Annotated in this window: 18 protein-coding genes and 1 riboswitch; of the genes, 4 read left to right on the forward strand and 14 right to left on the reverse strand. The window is 55.0% G+C overall.

What is annotated here, in order from left to right; genetic code table 11:
• Position 1: 1 nt before the first annotated feature.
• The 8 genes from KB235_RS14170 to KB235_RS14205 form a co-directional block, all read right to left on the reverse strand.
• On the reverse strand, positions 2-928 hold the full coding sequence (locus KB235_RS14170; protein ID WP_034809956.1) for a branched-chain amino acid transaminase: 927 nt from the start codon (positions 926-928) through the stop codon (positions 2-4).
• A 46-nt stretch (positions 929-974) separates the two neighbouring features.
• Positions 975-1,682, reverse strand: coding sequence for a 2,3,4,5-tetrahydropyridine-2,6-dicarboxylate N-acetyltransferase (gene dapD / locus KB235_RS14175; RefSeq protein ID WP_211779954.1), 708 nt, complete (start codon positions 1,680-1,682; stop codon positions 975-977).
• The gene (dapB, locus tag KB235_RS14180) at positions 1,660-2,409 is read right to left on the reverse strand and encodes a 4-hydroxy-tetrahydrodipicolinate reductase (RefSeq protein WP_034809959.1); all 750 of its coding nucleotides are present in this window, start codon (positions 2,407-2,409) and stop codon (positions 1,660-1,662) included. Before dapB ends, dapD begins: the two co-directional genes overlap by 23 nt.
• Positions 2,406-3,287: a 4-hydroxy-tetrahydrodipicolinate synthase gene (gene dapA, locus KB235_RS14185; protein ID WP_211779955.1), complete on the reverse strand. Its 882-nt coding sequence runs from the start codon at positions 3,285-3,287 to the stop codon at positions 2,406-2,408. Before dapA ends, dapB begins: the two co-directional genes overlap by 4 nt.
• Before the next feature lie 12 nt (positions 3,288-3,299).
• The gene (locus KB235_RS14190; protein WP_211779956.1) at positions 3,300-4,295 is read right to left on the reverse strand and encodes an aspartate-semialdehyde dehydrogenase; all 996 of its coding nucleotides are present in this window, start codon (positions 4,293-4,295) and stop codon (positions 3,300-3,302) included.
• A gap of 12 nt (positions 4,296-4,307) precedes the next feature.
• Entirely contained in the window at positions 4,308-5,507 is a 1,200-nt protein-coding gene (locus KB235_RS14195; RefSeq protein ID WP_034814424.1) for an aspartate kinase, read from the reverse strand.
• A 114-nt stretch (positions 5,508-5,621) separates the two neighbouring features.
• Positions 5,622-5,802, reverse strand: a riboswitch (Lysine riboswitch).
• A gap of 77 nt (positions 5,803-5,879) precedes the next feature.
• Positions 5,880-6,308 carry a GNAT family N-acetyltransferase gene (locus tag KB235_RS14200; RefSeq protein WP_211779957.1) on the reverse strand — a complete coding sequence of 143 codons (429 nt, stop codon included), beginning with the start codon at positions 6,306-6,308 and terminating at the stop codon, positions 5,880-5,882.
• Positions 6,302-7,462, reverse strand: a complete 1,161-nt coding sequence (locus KB235_RS14205; RefSeq protein WP_211779958.1) for an alanine--tRNA ligase-related protein — start codon at positions 7,460-7,462, stop codon at positions 6,302-6,304. Before KB235_RS14205 ends, KB235_RS14200 begins: the two co-directional genes overlap by 7 nt.
• 93 nt (positions 7,463-7,555) lie before the next feature.
• On the opposite strand from KB235_RS14205, the gene KB235_RS14210 reads away from it, so the two are divergent.
• Positions 7,556-8,284 carry a GntR family transcriptional regulator gene (locus tag KB235_RS14210; protein ID WP_211779959.1) on the forward strand — a complete coding sequence of 243 codons (729 nt, stop codon included), beginning with the start codon at positions 7,556-7,558 and terminating at the stop codon, positions 8,282-8,284.
• Between the two features lie 32 nt (positions 8,285-8,316).
• Here KB235_RS14210 and KB235_RS14215 read toward each other — a convergent pair whose 3' ends face one another.
• The 4 genes from KB235_RS14215 to KB235_RS14230 form a co-directional block, all read right to left on the reverse strand.
• Positions 8,317-9,420 carry an LCP family protein gene (locus tag KB235_RS14215; RefSeq protein ID WP_034814358.1) on the reverse strand — a complete coding sequence of 368 codons (1,104 nt, stop codon included), beginning with the start codon at positions 9,418-9,420 and terminating at the stop codon, positions 8,317-8,319.
• Between the two features lie 143 nt (positions 9,421-9,563).
• The gene (gene nagB / locus KB235_RS14220; RefSeq protein WP_034808995.1) at positions 9,564-10,328 is read right to left on the reverse strand and encodes a glucosamine-6-phosphate deaminase; all 765 of its coding nucleotides are present in this window, start codon (positions 10,326-10,328) and stop codon (positions 9,564-9,566) included.
• On the reverse strand, positions 10,325-11,473 hold the full coding sequence (gene nagA, locus KB235_RS14225) for an N-acetylglucosamine-6-phosphate deacetylase (protein WP_034814356.1): 1,149 nt from the start codon (positions 11,471-11,473) through the stop codon (positions 10,325-10,327). The genes nagB and nagA overlap by 4 nt, the downstream gene beginning before the upstream one ends.
• 415 nt (positions 11,474-11,888) lie before the next feature.
• Positions 11,889-13,256, reverse strand: coding sequence for an MATE family efflux transporter (locus KB235_RS14230; RefSeq protein WP_034809000.1), 1,368 nt, complete (start codon positions 13,254-13,256; stop codon positions 11,889-11,891).
• Positions 13,257-13,294: 38 nt separating this feature from the next.
• Between KB235_RS14230 and KB235_RS14235 the strand changes: the two genes are divergently transcribed.
• Entirely contained in the window at positions 13,295-14,068 is a 774-nt protein-coding gene (locus tag KB235_RS14235) for a CHAD domain-containing protein (RefSeq protein ID WP_034814354.1), read from the forward strand.
• Here the strand turns inward: KB235_RS14235 and glsA are convergent.
• Positions 14,065-15,006, reverse strand: coding sequence for a glutaminase A (glsA, locus tag KB235_RS14240; protein ID WP_211779960.1), 942 nt, complete (start codon positions 15,004-15,006; stop codon positions 14,065-14,067). The genes KB235_RS14235 and glsA overlap by 4 nt on opposite strands.
• A 59-nt stretch (positions 15,007-15,065) precedes the next feature.
• The gene (locus tag KB235_RS14245) at positions 15,066-15,230 is read right to left on the reverse strand and encodes a hypothetical protein (RefSeq protein ID WP_211779961.1); all 165 of its coding nucleotides are present in this window, start codon (positions 15,228-15,230) and stop codon (positions 15,066-15,068) included.
• Positions 15,231-15,297: 67 nt separating this feature from the next.
• On the opposite strand from KB235_RS14245, the gene hemG reads away from it, so the two are divergent.
• Together hemG and KB235_RS14255 are read left to right on the forward strand one after the other, a co-directional pair.
• Positions 15,298-16,707 carry a protoporphyrinogen oxidase gene (hemG, locus tag KB235_RS14250; RefSeq protein WP_338032650.1) on the forward strand — a complete coding sequence of 470 codons (1,410 nt, stop codon included), beginning with the start codon at positions 15,298-15,300 and terminating at the stop codon, positions 16,705-16,707.
• Complete coding sequence (locus KB235_RS14255) at positions 16,704-17,771, forward strand: TIGR04053 family radical SAM/SPASM domain-containing protein (protein ID WP_211779963.1); 1,068 nt, start codon at positions 16,704-16,706, stop codon at positions 17,769-17,771. Before hemG ends, KB235_RS14255 begins: the two co-directional genes overlap by 4 nt.
• Positions 17,772-17,799 lie beyond the last annotated feature (28 nt).

The following is a 17,799-nucleotide window of genomic DNA, read 5'->3' on the forward strand; positions in this document are numbered from 1 at the left end:
TTTACTCTTTCACTGCTGCTTTGACGAACGTGACCCAGTCACGACGGTGCTCGATTTGCCCCGTCACCGCTTCACGATAACGGGTGAGCATGTTCGTTGCGACCGTCTGCACGCCGCCTCCGATTGAAATGTTGTCGACTTCGATAACACTCGTCACTTCAGCCGCTGTACCTGTCAAGAAAATCTCATCCGCGACATAGAGCTCGTCCCGTCCGATATGACGTTCGATGACTTCGAACCCTTCTTCACGGGCAAGGTCGATCACCGTTTGACGCGTGATGCCGTCAAGCACCGAACAGTCGAGTGACGGTGTGAAAATCTTTTTCCCTTTGACGAGGAAGATGTTGGCGACGCTCGCCTCGCTGACGTTCCCGTTCATGTCGAGAGCGATCGCTTCATCGTAACCGTCTCGTACCGCCTCCCCTTTAAGGAGTTGCGAGTTCATATAGTTGGCCGCCGCTTTTGCCTGCATCGGCATCATCGTCGAAGATACGCGACGATACGAAGCGACTTTCGCCCGGATGCCGACCGTCTTGCTGAAATACTCGCCGAGCGGCCAGCACGAGATCGCGACATGTACTTTCGTTTCCTGTGTCGGCATGAGTGCCTGCCAAGGTGTGCCGAGGAAAACGAATGGGCGGATGTAACAGGCTTCGAATCCATTGCGCTCAATCAATTCGATTGTCGCTTGCTCGAGCTCATCGACCGTATAAGGTAAGTCGACATGATAGTACGCACATGAACGCACGAGTCGCTCTAAATGTTCGCGGAGTCGGAAGATGGCCGGGCCTTCCTCTGTGTGATACGCCCGAATCCCTTCAAAAAAGCCGCTGCCATAGTGAATCGCGTGCGTCATGATGCTCGTGTTCGCATCCGTCGGCTCGATCCAAGCTCCGTCTTGCCACATCCATTGTCCATACTGTTCCATCGTTCAACTCTCCCATTCATTTTTGATATTTTCTGTCTATTATACGTTACAGGGAGCGTAAGTCATCAACAAGTTGTGTTTTTTCTGCTGTTTTTTCATCTTTTTGCTTAATGATGCGGGCAGGCGTACCGGCGACGACGACGCCTCGCGGTACGTCTTGTGTGACGACACTACCGGCTGCGACGACCGCGTTCTCTCCGACACGGACGCCCTCCAAGATGACCGCGTTCGCACCAATCATGACACCGTCTTCGATGATGACCGGATCTTTTGAAGGTGGCTCAAGGACACCTGCGACAACTGCGCCGGCTCCAAGGTGGACGTTTTTCCCGAGTGTGCCGCGGGCGCCGATGACCGCGTTCATGTCGACCATCGAACCGTCTCCGATGACCGCTCCGATATTGACGACCGCACCCATCATCACGACGGCATTGTTCCCGATTTGAACGTGATCGCGGATGAATGAGCCTGGCTCGATGCGCGCATTGAGTTGAGTTGTGTCAAGCATTGGAACGGCACTATTGCGGCGATCAAACTCGAGGTGGGAATCCGTGATGACCGACGCGTTCGTTTCAAGGAACGCAGCCGCACGTTCTGCTGTCGTCAAGAACAGCTTCGACTCATCCGATCCGAACGCTTTCGCGTCCTCGATTGTGAGACCGGCCAATTGGCCGTTGACGTATAATTTGACTGGCGTTTCTTTCTTGGCATCTTTAATGTATTGCGCGATTTCATAAGCGTTTGTGAGTAACATGAGTAGCCTCCTCGTATAGGTTCGTTAAATTATAAAGTCCGGCCGGGCGGTCGAGAATCGTCGCCGCCGCAGCGAGTGCCCCGTTCGCGAAGACGCGTTTCGACAGGGCCGTGTGTTTCAATTCAAGCATTTCATCGTCCCCGGCAAAGAGGACGGTGTGTTCACCGAAAATCGTACCGCCACGCACCGAGTGCATGCCGAGTTCGTTTGCTTCCCGCGCTTCGCGGCGTGGCGTCCGGTCATATACCGGTGTGACGTCACGTTTCGCTTCGATGGCACGGGCGAGCAACTCCGCCGTCCCGCTTGGTGCGTCGACTTTCTTCCGGTGGTGCGCCTCAATCACTTCGATGTCATAACCGAGCGTGAGCGGGACGAGCTGGTCTAATAACTGTTTTAACAGCGCGATTCCATAAGACGTGTTATACGACTGGAAGATTGGAATCTCGCGTGACGCTTCCTCGATTTTCGCGAGTTCGGCTTCCGAGAAGCCGGTCGTCGCGATAACGAGCGGGACTTTATTCGCTTTTCCGTAAGCGAGCACGTCATCTAACAGCGCCGGGTTCGAGAAGTCGATGACGACGTCGATGTCCGCCTCGACGTCTCGCAGTGACGTCGGATGTTCGCCGCCCGCCGGTGAAACGATGGCGGCGACGTTCAAGTTTTGTGTATGGGCGACTTCTTCGACGATCTGACCCATCGCCCCGTATCCATGAATGAGTAAGTTCACTGTCTCACCTCGTTGAACTGCTCCATTGCCGATAACAACCGTGCCTCGGCCGTCGCGCTCATCGGGACGAGCGGGAGACGTGGTTCACCGAAGCCGAAGCCGCGCGCATTGAGTGCGGCTTTGACCGGAATCGGGTTCACTTCCGCGAACAGTTCATCGATGACTGGAAGCAAACGAATTTGCCACTTGCGTGCCGTTTCCAAGTCTCCGGCAAGGAGCGCCTCGGCGAGTGCGACGGTCGCACCTGGATAGACGTTTGAGAGGACCGAGACGACGCCTTGTGCGCCCCATGCCATGTACGGCAAGATTTGATCGTCATTGCCGCAATAGACCGGGAAGCCTTCCGGTAAGTGGGCCATCATTTGGGCCATGACCGAGATATCCCCGCTCGCTTCTTTGAGCGCAGCGATGCGCGGATGGTCAGCGAGTTCCCCGACCGTCGCCGGTTCGAGGGCGACACCGGTGCGTGACGGCACGTTGTAGAGCATGAGCGGAATCGGTGACGCATCCGCAATCGCTGTGAAGTGCGCGATGAGTCCGGCTTGCGTCGACTTGTTGTAGTACGGTGTGACGACCATCGCCATCTCAGCGCCGAGTTCAGCGGCACGCTTCGTCTTTTCGATGCTGAGCGCCGTGTTGTTCGACCCGGTGCCGGCGATGATGACGGCACGTCCTTTTGCGACGGCGATCGCTTTCGTAAGGAGCGTCTCGAACTCTGCGTCCGTGATCGTCATTCCTTCACCTGTCGTGCCTCCGATGACAAGCCCGCTCACCCCTTCTTGGATTTGTTCTTCAATCAACGCTTCCCATGCGGGAAGGTTTAGCGACCCGTCTTGTTGAAACGGTGTGGCGAGTGCAGTTGCGACTCCTGTGAACATATGATCTCCTCCTTATTTTGTGGCGGTCTGGCCAATCATGCATTGGGCGATTTGTACAGCGTTCGCCGCGGCACCTTTTCGAACGTTATCGGCGACGCACCAGAGATGGAACGTGTTCGGTTGCGACTCGTCGACGCGGACGCGTCCGACGTAGACGTCGTCCGTCCCGTTCGCATCGAGCGGTGTCGGATAGACAAGCTCACTCGGGTTGTCCATAAGGACGATGCCCGGTGCGTCACTGAGCACCGCTTTCACTTCAGCGAGCGTCGCCGTACGGTCGAGCGTCACCGTGATCGAGACGGCGTGGCTATTACGGACCGGGACACGGACACACGTAGCCGTGACACCGAGGTTCGGTGCGTTCAAGATTTTGCGCGTCTCGTCAATCATCTTCTGTTCTTCTTTCGTATAACCGTTGTCTAAAAAGACGTCGATATGCGGCAACACGTTGTCGTAAATCGGATACGGGTAGTTTTGTGGTTCTTCCCCGCGGCTTCCGCGCTCTAAATCTTCAATTCCTTTTTGGCCCGACCCTGAGACCGCTTGATACGATGTATAGGCGACGCGCGTCAAGCCGTATACTTCAGCGAGCGGGGCAAGCGCGACGACCGATTGAATCGTCGAACAGTTCGGGTTGGCGATGAGCGTTTTCTCCGGGCTCAGCTCGACACGGTTCACTTCCGGGACGATAAGCGGAATGTCCGCCTGCATCCGGAACGCGCTCGAGTTGTCGATGACGATGACCCCTTGTTTGCTCAGCCGAGGCGCATACTGTTCACTCAAGCTCCCACCGGCCGAGAAGAGCGCGATGTCGATCGGGTCCGCGTAAATCGCGTCCGAGAGTTCTCGGATGACGACGTCCTGGCCGTTCACGGTCACTGTTTTTCCAGCCGAGCGGGCCGATGCGTAAAGCAACAGCTCGCTAATCGGGAATTCATATTCTGTCAATACGTCAATCATCTTTTGGCCGACGGCACCGGTCGCGCCGACGACGGCTACGTTATACATGTCGCGTCCTCCTTATAATTTGAAGCGTGTCGCGATGGCCGCGACAGCTGCTTCGACGTCTTGTTCGTTAATCGTGTATGAGATGCTGATCTCGGAAGTCGTGACCTGGTAGAACGGGATGCCGCTCTCACGGAACGTCGCGAACAATTCAGAGGCGACACCCGTCGCGTCGCGCATCCCAATCCCGACGACCGAGATTTTCGCATGCTCGGTATGGCGGTCAATCTTGATTTGCGGGAACGATTCCGTCAACTCGGCGAGCGCTTCTTCAAGGAACGCCTCTTCATCGAGCGGGCACGTGAACGAGAGGAATACTTCCCCGTCGAACGCCGTCTGACTGATCATATCGATATTGACATGGCGCTGTGACAATTTCTCGAAAATATCGGCAACCCCTGCCACCGAATGCGGGATGTGTTTAATCGAGACGCTGAGCACGTTTTTCACGACGCTCACGCTCGTCACCGCTTTTTGTTCCATTGCTTGGGTCATATCCATAATCCACGTTCCTCCTTCGCTCGCAAGCGTCTTTCCTACAAAAATGTTCACATCGTATTTTTTCGCGAGCTCGACGCTGCGCATTTCCATCACTTTCGAGCCGAGCGCGCTCATCTCCATCATCTCGTCGTATGAGACGGTATCCAACCGGCGCGCTTCTTTATGGATGCGCGGGTCGGCCGTGTAGACGCCGGCGACGTCTGTGTAAATCTCACAGCGTTTACTGAGGACGGCCGCTAAAGCGACGGCCGTCGTGTCCGAGCCGCCACGACCAAGCGTCGTGACGTCACCGAATTCGTTGACACCTTGGAAACCGGCGACGATGACGACGTCGTACGTCCGGAGCTTCTCTTCGAGCACTTCTTTTCGAATTGCCTTAATCTTACTTTTTGTATGGATACCCATCGTATCGATTCCGGCCTGCTGTCCGGTGAGTGAGATGGCCGCGACGCCTCGCGAGTTCAACGCGATGCTCAGCAGGCTGATCGTCTGCTCTTCTCCGACGGCGAGCAAGCGATCGAGTTCTCGAATCGTCGGCCGTTCCGTGATTTGCTTCGCGAGTGACAAGAGCGAATCCGTCGTCTTACCCATCGCCGATACGACGACGACGAGCTTCTCACCGGCCTCGGCTCGGGTTTGCAAGTATTCAGAAATTGCCTGAATCTGTTCGATTGTGGCAACGGAGCTGCCTCCAAATTTTAATACGGTTGTCATCAAGTTCCCCACTTTCATGATGTCCACCAACAGAAAAAGCGGCAGACCGGTAGGAAGCACTCTCCCTACGGCCTGCCGCTTGTACGCGCAGTTGAAAAACGATTAAAGAATCGTTCCGTAGATAGCGCTCCATGGCATTTCATCCATGGCAGTGTAGGCGTTATTCACGACTACCCCAGCCTTCGTTCGTACGCATGCGAACGTCGACTTCGGCGAAATTCCCCTTTCGGCCCGATCCGGAATGCGTCCGTCTCGATCAAGCTTACTCATGTCATTCGCAACCTCTATCTGTCAGTTGTTAGTTTTAGTTATAACAAATGAAAAACGACTTGCCAACCTTTTTTTAGAAAAAAGGAAAATTTCTAAAAAGCATTACCACGTCTTTTTCATCATCCGGTGCGGGATATTCGCATCTAAAAACTCGTCGCCATACGCCTCATACCCGAGCCGCTCGTAGAACGGGAGCGCCGTCAGTTGAGCCCCGAGCTTCAGCGTATGGATGCCTTGGCTGTTCGCGACGCGCTCAATCTCGAACATGACTTCCTGGGCATACCCGTTCCCGCGCGCCGTCTTCAATGTCGCGACGCGTTCGACTTTCCCGACGCCGTCTTCAACCAGCCGCAGCCGGGCCGTCGTTACCGGAACGTCTTCGACCGTTCCGACGACGTGGACACAGACCGGGTCGAGTTCATCATATTCGAGTGCCGGGTCGATGCCTTGCTCTTCGATGAAGACGACTTCTCGGACGTGTCGCGCTTGTTCAATCAACGTGTCTGTCTGACCGTGCTTCACTATTAACATGAGACGACCCCTTCCTGTAAACGTTTGACGACTTCTGCCGTCGCCTTCTCTAAGTCGAGCACCGACTCGAATCGTGCCTGCGCTTGTTTATGGCTGCCACCGCCTCGGCCAATCCCGAGGTCGTCGAGCGCCCGTTTCAAAAACTTTCCGATGGCGATATCGTGCGTCCCGTCATGCATGAGAATCAACTTTTGGGCCGTATGATTGGCCCCGACGGCAATCCGTCCGGTCGCGGCGATCCGTTCGATAATCATCGTTGTGAGCGTCTCGCCTTCGGTCTTGCCGATATGTGTGATCACGTAATTGTCTTCTTGTAAGAAGGCGGCCACTTTCGCCTTGGCGACCCGGGCCTCAAGCGCCTTCACTTCTTTCTCACGCTCAATCCGAGCGTTCCGTTCTTCAAGGACGCGGGCCGCGACGGTCTCGTTCGTCGTCGACAACGTCTGATGGACCGTCCGAAGTGCTGTGCGTGCCGATTGAGTTTCCCGGATTGCCCGCCGACCGGCAACGTATGTCAAACGGATGTTCCCTCGGACTTTTTTCAAAGCCGTCACGTGTACGAAACCGAGTTGTCCGGTCGATGCGACATGAGTCCCGCCGCATGCGTTATAGTCAAGACCCTCGACTTCAACGATGCGAATCATCCCGGTCCGGTCCGTCGGCTTTCGCAACTTCGTCTGATCCACTTTACTAACATCAAGCTGACGGATGTGAATCGGACGGTTTTCGTAAATGACCGTCGCCACGTCTTGCTCGAGTTGCTCGATTTGCGACCAGTCGAACGCATGCGTCCCAATCTCAATCGAGGCGTCATCGGTTCCGATACCGAAACTGAGCGTCTCGATGCCGTATCGGTCTTCAAGGATGGCCGTCAACACGTGTTGCGCCGTATGTTGGATGGAGTGGTCGCGACGTGTCGCGACGTCGACTTGTGCAGTCACTGCTGTACCGACTTCAAGCGGACGCTCAAGCAAGTGCCAGACGATATCGTCGACTTGTTGAACATCTCGTACTGTCTCGTCCGCGATCGTCCCGGTGTCAGCCGGTTGTCCGCCACCTTCCGCATAAAAGTGCGTCTCTTGAAGCGCGATCCAGTGCCCGCGCTCATCTTGTCGTTGTGCCGTTACCATCGTTTTAAATTCCCATCCGGTCATAAGTAGAACCTCTTTTCTCTATAATGTGTTCAGACAACTAGTTTGATTTGGTCTATAATAAGTCATAATCCTTATGAGTCAGGAGCGATTGAGATGTTACAGATTGATAAAAAATCCCCGCTTCCTATTTATTATCAAATCGAATCTTATTTAAAGCAACAAATAGATGACGGGTTTCTGCAACCCGGTGATCTCATCCCGTCCGAACGCGAGTTTTCTGAGACGTACGATGTCAGCCGGATGACCGTCCGCCAAGCGATCAAAAACTTGGTCAATGACGGCTATCTCCATCGCCAAAAAGGGCGCGGCACGTTCGTCGCGACGAACAAAATCTCGATGACACTCTCCGGTTTGACGAGTTTCACCGAAGAAATCAAACACCGCGGTATGCGGCCGTATTCACGCCTGCTCTCGTTCCAAACGATTCCGGCCCCGTATAAAGTATCACGTCGCTTGAGCGTCGCGCTCGACACCCCGGTGTACGAGATGAAACGCCTTCGCTTGGCCGACGAGCAAGTGCTCGCCCTCGAGACGGCCTACATCCCTGTCTCCTTATTACCCGAGTTGACGAAAGAGGACGCCACCGGGTCAATCTATGAATATGCCGAGCAAGCAGGGCTCCATTTGAAAAATGCGACGCAGACGCTTGAAGCCCGAAGTGCCGGTGAGGAAGAAGCCGAACTCTTGACGATTGAGCCGGGGGCACCGGTGCTCTTAATCGATCAACGGACGTACCTCGATAGCGGAGACATGTTCGAATATAGCCGCTCGTTGTTCCGTGGCGACGCCTACTCGTTCACGGTCGCGATGGAGCGGTCATAATAAAAACGATTTGCCGAGGTGGCAAATCGTTTTTATTGTGCTTCATATGTGATTCCAGATGGGTCGTACATATACGACTCGAGCTCTGAGTCGGTCATCGCCTGCACTTCGTTTCCGGCATCCGCTTGTTGGACACGGTAACGGACCTCATCGAGCAATGGCTCGTTCAAGAAGTAGTAGAAATGTCCGTCACTGGCGCGGGCACCTTCACCCGTCAACTGGTATTGCACCGTGTTGTTGAGCGCACCGACGTCTTCAATCAAGCGCATGTAGTCGTTCGGTCCGAGCGTCGTCTGCATATTGTCACCGACGGCCTTCAACACTTTATCGTAGTTGTTGAGGAGCGACGTCCCGAGCGACTGTTCGAGCACGGCGTTGATGACTTCCATCTGACGTTGACCGCGGCCGATGTCACCGCGTGGGTCGTCATAGCGGTTGCGGACGTAAGCGAGCGCTTCTTCACCGGTCAATTGCTGGAGGCCGGCCTCGACTTCGACGACCTCACGCGAAGCGTCGTAGCTGTTTTGTTTCGACGAGAACGGGACGTCAATCTCGACACCGCCGACGGCATCGATAAAGTCGACGAACCCTTGGAAGTTGAGTGAGACGACGTGGTCAATCTCAATCCCGACGAGGTTTTCGACCGTCTTCGTTGACATCCGCATACCGTTGTTCGGGTTCGACTCGTCCATCGAACCGAAGTAATAGGCGTGCGTGATTTTGTCTTGGTCAAGACCTGTCTTCCCGTACGGAATGTTGTAGCCGGTATAGTCGATGTTGACGTATGAGTCACGCGGGATGCTAAGCATCGTCGTCTGTTTTTCTTTCTTGTTCAAGATGACGACGATCATGACGTCAGAACGTCCGTATTCACCACGTGCTTTCTTCTGGGGCGATAAATCCGTCCCGAGCACGAGGAAGCTTTCAGTATCTTCTTTATCAAACCGGGTCGGTTCTACCATCGGGTCGTCGTCAAGTGTCACTTGTGTCCCCGACAACATGTTGTGTGCTTTATAAAAGGCTGTCCCATACATGCTCGAGCCGGCGATGATGACGATGAGTAATACTGCACTGAACAGTTTATAAAACGCAGACGGTCCTGTGCGACGTCTACGAGCCTGGGTTCTAGAATTCATATGTTTCTCCTTCACGGTCGAATGATACGAGCTTCACTTATTATAGAGGAAACGATACCGTTTGTCGAAAACGTTTTGATGACAAATTCATTTCCATACAATTTCCCACAAATGAAAAACCTGCGGACTGATGTCCGCAGGAGTCAAGCTCGGATAGAGAAGAAACGGGCCGCGGCCTCATTGCCTCGGGCTTGGAGCGCCTCCGCGCATCGCGACGCCGCTTCCTTGTCGAGGACGACCGTGACGCTCGGGTGGGCCTGTAGAATCGTCGCCGGCCACTCGATCGTCGGGACGCTCTCAATCATGTGATGGACCGCTTCCGCTTTTCGTGTCCCGGTCGCGACGAGGACGATTTCACGTGCGTTCATGATCGTGTCGAGGCCCATCGTAATGGCTTGGGTCGGCACTTCGTCAATCGAGTCGAAGAAACGTCGGTTCGCCTCGCGTGTCGACTCTGTCAATTCTGTCACGTGCGTCTTCGCGTCGAGCGCAGTCCCCGGCTCATTAAAGGCGATATGTCCGTTCTCGCCGATTCCGAGCAACTGCAGGTCGACACCGATCGAACGGACGAGCGCCTCGTAACGTGCCGTCTCTTGTTCCGGGTCGGGCGCGTCCCCGCGTGGCACATGGCTCTCCTTGAACGGCACGTCATCGAACAGCTTCTCTTCCATGAAGTGATGATAGCTTTGAGGGTGGTCCGGCGCGAGCCCGATATATTCATCCAAATTGACGCTCGTCACATGGCTGCAATCCAATCGGTCTTGTTTGAACATTTTATACATGCCGACCGGCGTACTCCCGGTCGCAAGCCCGAGGACGAATTCACGTTTCCCGGCCAGGCGTTCTTTAATGAGCGTGTATGCAATCTGTTCGGCGTCTTGTGGTGTATTGGCGACTAAGATGTTCATGCGTGCTCCTCCTTCTGAAAGACGATTCGCCCACGGTGAATCGTCTGTTTGACTGATAACGTCTCGTCCCAGATGACGAGGTCGGCGTCAAAGCCGCTGGCGATGTTCCCTTTATGTGTCAACCCGAACTCGCGCGCTTGGTTGAGCGAAGTCATCTTCACGGCTTCTTCGGTCGTACAGCCGGTGAACGCGAGGATGTTCCGAAATGCCGCGTCCATCGTCAACACGCTTCCCGCCAAGTTGCCCGCTTCTAGACGGGCAGCACCCGCCTCCACGATGACAGGCTGTCCGCCGAGCTCATACCGTCCATCGGGCAATCCTTTGGCCCGCATCGCATCCGTGATGACGACGAGCCCGTCTGCCCCTTTCATCCGATAGGCGAAGTCGACCATTTCCGGGCGGCTGTGAATCCCGTCCGGAATGATCTCTGCCATCACGTCCAGTTCGAGCAGGCAATAGCCGACCGTTCCGGGCTCCCGGTGATGCAGTCCGCGCATCTGATTGTATAGATGCGTCCCGTGTTTGACGCCCGCTCGCTTATTCTCGACGTATGTCGCGTTCGTGTGACCAGCCGACCCGATGGCCCCCGTCTCACGCATCACTCCCTCGAGTTCCCGTGCGCCCGGTCGCTCCGGTGCGTACGTCACGAGCCGGATATGTCCGGCTGCCTCCTGTTGCCATGAACGGAACAACTCCGCATCCGGGTCGACAATGTATTCGGCCGGTTGCGCCCCCGCGTTCTCGACGTTCACGAACGGCCCTTCTAAATGGATCCCGATGAGCGACGTATCATTCGTCTCGATGACACGGCGCGTCGCCTCGAGCGCACGCGAGATGTTCGACGGTGACTGGGTGATCGTCGTCGCAAAAAATGATGTCACGCCTTCAGCAAACATCGATTCGGCCCATTGGCGCAACGTCGTCTCGTCAGCGTCCATCGTGTCGACGTCATACCCGCCGTGGACGTGCACATCAATCATCCCAGGGGTGACGAGCGCACCGGAGACATCGTGTACCGTTTCCTCTTGTTCGACATAGTCTGACATCGAGCCGACTTGTTCGATCGTCGCCCCGTTGATTCGAATAAACCCTCGTTCAAACGTCTCGTCGCCCGAGACGATGTGTGCATTGATAATCACCATCATCAATCTCCACCTTTCTACCACTGTTCTTCCCCATTATCATAACAAATAACTAGTATAGTTGTATATACCAATTTAACCACATTGAATTTCTTTTCACGAAAGAAGACCCAATCTGTTGACGAACCAAATCATGACATGTGATTTGGTTCATCTTCTTTTGGATTCAATGGTCCCGTGGCGCACTGCCCGACATAAAATTGAAGAAATGTAAAGACGAGAGACCTCACAAGTTCGGCCTCTCGCGGCGCTCATCCGGCGGCGCCGGAGACTCCTAAGGGGATAGCGAGCGCAGCAGCGTTACGCGATGCGGCTCCCTGCTCGCCCCTAGGAAAGCGAAGGCGCCAAGAGGATGAGTGAAATCATTCTGTTAGTCAACAAACCGAGACCCAGTCAGTCGACTGGGTCTCCCATATACTTACGATTTGATTTCAACCGGTTCCGGTTTATAACGCCGGACGATATACACGAGACGAACAAATAAGAGCACGGCCCCAGCGGCAAGTCCGGCGATGAGCCCAATCCAATACCCGTCCGGACCGACACCGAGCGGTTCGGCGAGCGTATACCCGAGCGGCAACCCGATCACCCAGTAGGCGATGAGTGACAAGACGAGCGTCACGTTCACGTCTTTGAAACCACGCAAAATCCCTTGAATCGGCGCGGCGACCGCGTCCGACAGTTGGAAGAACACCGCGAAGATCATGAAGTGGGCGGCGAGTTCGACGACAGCCGCGTCGTTCGTGTAAATCGCGGCGACCCGTTCGTTTTGCCAGAACAAGAACGCCCCCGAGAAAATCGACACGGCCAAACAGAGCGAAAGGCCGATCTTAGCGTATCGGACCGCATCTTTTAAGCGGCGGGCCCCGAGCTCATAGCCGACGACGATCGTGAGTGCACTCGATGCGGAGAGCGGCAACATGTAGACGAACGATGCGAAGTTGATCGCCGCCTGGTGCGCGGCGACGATATTGTCGCCGTACGAACTCAACAGAAGCGTGACCGCCGCGAAGATGCTCACCTCGGCAAAGATGGCGAGCCCGATTGGCGTCCCGAGTTGCAACAGTTCTTTTTGGCGTGGCCAAAGCAGTCGTTCAAACGAGCGCAAGAAACGATACTCGAGGAACGGTTTGCCGCTTCGGACGAAAGCGAGCGCCATGAAAAATAGAAGCCAATACGTGATCGCCGAGGCGATGCCTGCCCCGATGCCACCGTAAGCCGGGACGCCGAGTTTTCCAAAGATGAAGATGTAGTTTAAACCGACGTTAATGGGTAACCCTAATAGTATAAGCAGCATCGAGACGCGCGTTTTGCCGAGTGAATCCATAAGCGTGCGTAACACGTTGAACAAGAACATCGGCAACACCCCGAACCCGAGGGCGAGCAAATACCCTTTGGCGATGCGCTTCCCTTCTTCACTCAGACCCATCCCGTCGACGGCAGTCGGCACGAGGATGAATCCGAGGATGAGCGTCGCGATGCTCAGGCCGACCGCTAAGTAGACGCCTTGGAACAACGTCCGTTGAATCTGCTGGATATTTCTCGCCCCGAGCGCTTGCGCGACAATCGGCGCGACAGCGAGCAAAATCCCGCTCAGTCCCGTATAGACCGGCATCCATAGACTCGACCCGACGCCGACACCGGCCAAGTCGACCGCTCCGGCCCGGCCGGACATGACCGTGTCAAAAAAGCTGATTAAGTAAAAAGAGACTTGTGTCACCAAAATCGGATAGAAGATGGTGAAGAACAGTTTGATTTTTTCTTGAAGCGTATGTGTTTGGTACATGGACAACCCTCATCTCATTTCAGAAAGGAAACAGTAGAATGAATCAACGGAATGCGGAAAAACTAAAATATGAGTTGCTCGAGACGTGGAATACGTTCAACCATTATATGACCGAAGCGCTCACGTTTCAAAACAGTGAAGACATCCATCAGGCGCGCGTTCACCTCCGGAAGCTGTTAACGTTCATGCAACTGTACGAGACGAAACCGTCCACGTATCGTCAGCTGAAACAACTCATGGAGGCACTCGGAACGGTTCGGGACGGCGACGTACTCGTCGAGGCGCTCGAGACCGATTCGGAACTCGATATCGCTTTTCTCAACGAGATGGAGCGACAGCGTGCCGTCAATCGAACCGTACTCGCCACCCGCGTGAGCGAGAAGATGACGCCGTCACTCGACCAACAAGTGCGTCGTTTCCTCGGTGGCCAGCTGTTCCGCGCCTTCAAAAAACAAGACGCGGCGTCTTTCCTCGAGAAAGCGAAAGATGAACGAAAACGTCGCATCGCCACCCATAAAGAAGCGTCACAGATGGCCGACCGGCTCGAGACGCTTCATAAAGTCCGGCTCGCCGTGAAACGCGAGCGCTATTTGCATGAATATTTGTTGAACTATGAGGACGAGGCGTCGAAAGACCAAGTCCATAAATTAAAACGGCTCCAGACCGAGCTCGGGAACATGAACGACCACCATCAGTTATTGTTGCGCTGGTCCGCGTTCACCCCGCCCGAAGAGCTGAGTGCCGCATATGAATCGAAACTGCGCCAACTCGAGGCAGAACTCGACGAATCGGTCAACGCTGTCAAGCTTTAACGTGACGTATAGCGTTCGACGAGCAGTTCAAGCAACTTCATCCCGGCAATCGAGTTCCCTTTTGAGTCGAGGGCGGGACCGAAAATTCCGAATCCGACATCGCTCAGCCCGAGCTCATGCTTGCCGGTCGCGAGAATCGCACCCGACACGCCACTCTTACCAGGAAGTCCGACGCGGACGGCGAACTCGCCCGAAGCATCGTACATGCCGCACGTCGTCATGATCGCTTTGACGATTCGGACGACACGGCGCGGAATCAACTCTTCGCCTGTCACCGGGTCCTCGCCGTTACCGGATAGAATTCGGCCGATGCGAGCCAAGTCAAAACAATCGATTTCGATGGCACATTGCTTCGTGTATACATCGATAATCTCATCGACGTCTCCTTCGACGATGCCGTGATGACGCATGAAATAAAGCAAGGCCCGGTTCAAGTCGGTCGTCTCGTATTCCGAGCGGGCGACTTTTTCGTTGTAGCGCACCTCTTCGACAGGCACGTTTAATAACGTCGCCAAAAATTGGCGGAACTGATAAATCTTCAATTCGGCTGTATCGCCTAAAATCATGCTCGTGACAGCGAGCGCACCGGCATTGATCATCGGGTTGAGCGGTTTCGATGGCACCGTCTCTTCAAGCTTTGCGATCGAGTTGAACGCGTCCCCGGTCGGTTCCATTCCGACTTTTGAGAACACATAATCTTCCCCGAACTCCATCAACACATAGCAAAGCGTGAGCGCCTTCGAGACACTTTGAATCGTGAACTTATGATGGACGTCACCCGCATGGATGTAAGAACCGTCAGGCAAACATATTGCCACGCCGAGTAAGTCGTCTTTCACATAAGCCAGCTCGGGAATATAATCCGCTACTTTCCCTTGAGCCGTGTACGGACGACACTCGTCGACCAAATGCGCCAACTGCTGTTCTAATACGTTCATCATCATCACCTCATATCCGATAGTTTACAACCGAGACATCTTACCACATCTTCTCGCGGTTATCCATCCGGCGGCCCGTCATCTTGATACCATTTGTCATCGGCCCATAGAATTGGCGGACTCTCTTCATCCCCGTCGAGCTTGTCACCGTGCCGATTCATCACGAGGATGAACGTGATGACGCCTACGATGACGATTGACGCCATCAGCCAGAATGAGAGCATGGCAGTTCCTCCTTTTCAATCGTGACAGTTTTGTCTAACAACGGCGTGATACTTATCCTATGTCTCGGTGACAATTCTCGGTACCGTTAAAGATGAGACTATACGGAAATGGGTGAACGAATTGAAACACATCGCAATCATTGGCGGCGGTATTACCGGGCTTGCTGCCGCCTATTATGCTAAACAGCAAGGCGCTCGCGTCACACTGTATGAAGCGAACGATCGACTTGGAGGGAAAATCAAAACGATTCATCGGGACGGATTCGTCCTCGAGTGCGGACCCGACGGCTATATGGCCCGGAAACCGACGCTGACCGACTTGATTCAAGAGCTCGGCTTAGACGGGCAGCTCGTTCGTTCGAAGACTGGGACGTCGTACATCTATGTCCGTCAAAAACTGCGTCAAATGCCGGACGGTTCCGTCATGGGCATCCCGACAAAGTTTTGGCCGATGGTCAAGACCGACTTATTCACGTGGCGCGGCAAGTTCCGGGCCGGGCTCGACCTCGTGCTTCCGCGCGTCTATCACGGCACAGACATCTCGCTCGACACGTTCTTCCGTACCCGGCTCGGTCCTGAAGTCGTCGAGTCGATGATCGAGCCGCTCTTGTCGGGCATTTATAACGGGACGCTCCAAGACATGAGCATCGAGTCTACTTTTCCTCAGTTTATCACGATTGAACGGAAAAAACGCAGCCTGATCCTCGGCATGAAAGCATTGACACCGCCCGTTCAAGCCGGGGCCACACCTCGTGAGGCAGGGAAGTTCTTGTCGCTCCGTAACGGGCTCGGCACATTGACTGAAGCGCTCCGACCGGCCATCGATCAGCTTTATTTGAACACACGCGTCGCCGCGATTCGCCCGCATGAAGTCGAGCTCTCGGACGGGACGGTCGAGACGTTTGACGGTATCATTCTCGCGACTTCTCCAGAGGCGCTCGGCCCGATGCTCGGATTGGCTGAAGCAGCACAGTTATCCGACTTGAAACGAACGTCTTCCTTGACCGTGCTCGCCGCCTTCAAAGAGACCGATGTCGCAGCGCTCGACGGGACCGGGTATGTCATCGCCAAACGGGAAGGCAACGCACTGACCGCATGCAGCTGGATGCATAAGAAGTGGCCGCACATGGCACCTGCGGGTATGGCGCTCCTACGCGTCTATATCGGATCCGAGCACGTGCCTCCCCTGTTGAAGGAAGACGACGAGACGATTGCCGCGTTTGCCTTAGACGAGCTACGAACGATTCAACACGTCGGGAAGCCGCTCTTCACGAAAGTCGAACGGCACCTCGATACGATGCCCCAATATGAAGTCGGCCATAAAGCGTACGTCCGTTCCTTCAATCGTGCCCTCGCCGCACTGGACGGGGTCGAGGCGTGCGGCGCGATTCTTGACGGGGTCGGATTGCCGGACTGTGTCGATTCGGCCAAACAGGCCGTCGAACGTCTGAACGTAACGCCAGAGGTGCTCGTATGAGCGGAATCGATTACAACGTCAATCCGTTCATCGTCATTTGGGAAGTGACGCGCGCCTGTGCGTTGTCGTGCGTCCATTGTCGGGCCGAGGCCCAATATCATCGCTATCCCGATGAACTCGATACAGATCAGGCGAAAACGCTCATCCGGGACATTCACGCCATGGATAACCCAATCCTCGTCTTCACCGGCGGCGACCCGCTCATGCGTGACGACTTATTCGAACTGACCTGGTACGCAGCCTCGCTCGGCATGCGCGTCTCGATGACGCCTTCGGCTACCCCACGCGTGACCCGCGATGCGGTCAAGCGAGCTAAGGCGGCCGGACTTTCACGCTGGGCGTTCTCCCTTGATGGGCCAGACGCCAAATCGCACGATTACTTCCGGGGCACTCGCGGCAGTTTCGAGCGGACGCTTCGCGGCATTTCGTACTTCCATCAGGAAGGCATGTCGTTCCAAATCAATACGACCGTCACCGAATATAACGTGGACCAACTCCCCGCGATCGCCAAACTCGTCGAAGAGCTTGGCGTCTCTGTATGGACCCTCTTCTTTCTCGTCCCGACTGGACGGGGCTCGCTCTTACAACCGATCACACCAGAGCAACATGAACAGGTTCTTCGTTGGGCGTTCGCTCTCCAAGCCGAAGTCCCATTCATCATCTCAACGACCGAGGCCCAATTTTATCGTCGCATCGCCCGTCAGGAGAACGCGCGACGGAAACAACTCGGGCTCCCGCCGATTGGTCATCCGCACGACGATTTGGCGAAAGCGCCTCGCGGGACGAACGACGGGAACGGGTTTGTCTTCATCTCGCATACCGGTGACGTCCAACCGTCTGGATTTCTCCCGATCACTTGCGGCAACGTCAAACAGTCATCGCTCGCCGACCTTTATCGACATCATCCGGTATTCACCTCACTCCGGGACCCCGATACGCACGGAGGCAAGTGCGGGTATTGCGAATATCGTTACATCTGCGGCGGTTCGCGGGCCCGTGCGTTCGCCGTGACGGGCGACTATAAAGCCGAAGAACCGTACTGCGTCTATCAACCGTCTACGTAAAAAGAATCATTTTACATTTTTTTGTTTT

The organism is Exiguobacterium alkaliphilum (genome assembly GCF_018138125.1).
GTDB lineage: Bacteria > Bacillota > Bacilli > Exiguobacteriales > Exiguobacteriaceae > Exiguobacterium > Exiguobacterium alkaliphilum.

Coding starts and splice junctions, on each gene's coding strand:
- KB235_RS14230 (WP_034809000.1), bottom strand. CDS start 13,256: ATGTACCAAACACATACGCTTCAAGAAAAAATCAAACTGTTCTTCACC.
- nagB (WP_034808995.1), bottom strand. CDS start 10,328: ATGAACATCTTAGTCGCCAATACACCACAAGACGCCGAACAGATTGCA.
- dapD (WP_211779954.1), bottom strand. CDS start 1,682: ATGTTACTCACAAACGCTTATGAAATCGCGCAATACATTAAAGATGCC.
- KB235_RS14235 (WP_034814354.1), top strand. CDS start 13,295: ATGAATCAACGGAATGCGGAAAAACTAAAATATGAGTTGCTCGAGACG.
- KB235_RS14170 (WP_034809956.1), bottom strand. CDS start 928: ATGGAACAGTATGGACAATGGATGTGGCAAGACGGAGCTTGGATCGAG.
- glsA (WP_211779960.1), bottom strand. CDS start 15,006: ATGAACGTATTAGAACAGCAGTTGGCGCATTTGGTCGACGAGTGTCGT.
- KB235_RS14255 (WP_211779963.1), top strand. CDS start 16,704: ATGAGCGGAATCGATTACAACGTCAATCCGTTCATCGTCATTTGGGAA.
- KB235_RS14245 (WP_211779961.1), bottom strand. CDS start 15,230: ATGCTCTCATTCTGGCTGATGGCGTCAATCGTCATCGTAGGCGTCATC.
- KB235_RS14215 (WP_034814358.1), bottom strand. CDS start 9,420: ATGAATTCTAGAACCCAGGCTCGTAGACGTCGCACAGGACCGTCTGCG.
- nagA (WP_034814356.1), bottom strand. CDS start 11,473: ATGATGGTGATTATCAATGCACACATCGTCTCGGGCGACGAGACGTTT.
- KB235_RS14190 (WP_211779956.1), bottom strand. CDS start 4,295: ATGTATAACGTAGCCGTCGTCGGCGCGACCGGTGCCGTCGGCCAAAAG.
- dapA (WP_211779955.1), bottom strand. CDS start 3,287: ATGTTCACAGGAGTCGCAACTGCACTCGCCACACCGTTTCAACAAGAC.
- KB235_RS14205 (WP_211779958.1), bottom strand. CDS start 7,462: ATGACCGGATGGGAATTTAAAACGATGGTAACGGCACAACGACAAGAT.
- KB235_RS14195 (WP_034814424.1), bottom strand. CDS start 5,507: ATGACAACCGTATTAAAATTTGGAGGCAGCTCCGTTGCCACAATCGAA.
- KB235_RS14200 (WP_211779957.1), bottom strand. CDS start 6,308: ATGTTAATAGTGAAGCACGGTCAGACAGACACGTTGATTGAACAAGCG.
- KB235_RS14210 (WP_211779959.1), top strand. CDS start 7,556: ATGTTACAGATTGATAAAAAATCCCCGCTTCCTATTTATTATCAAATC.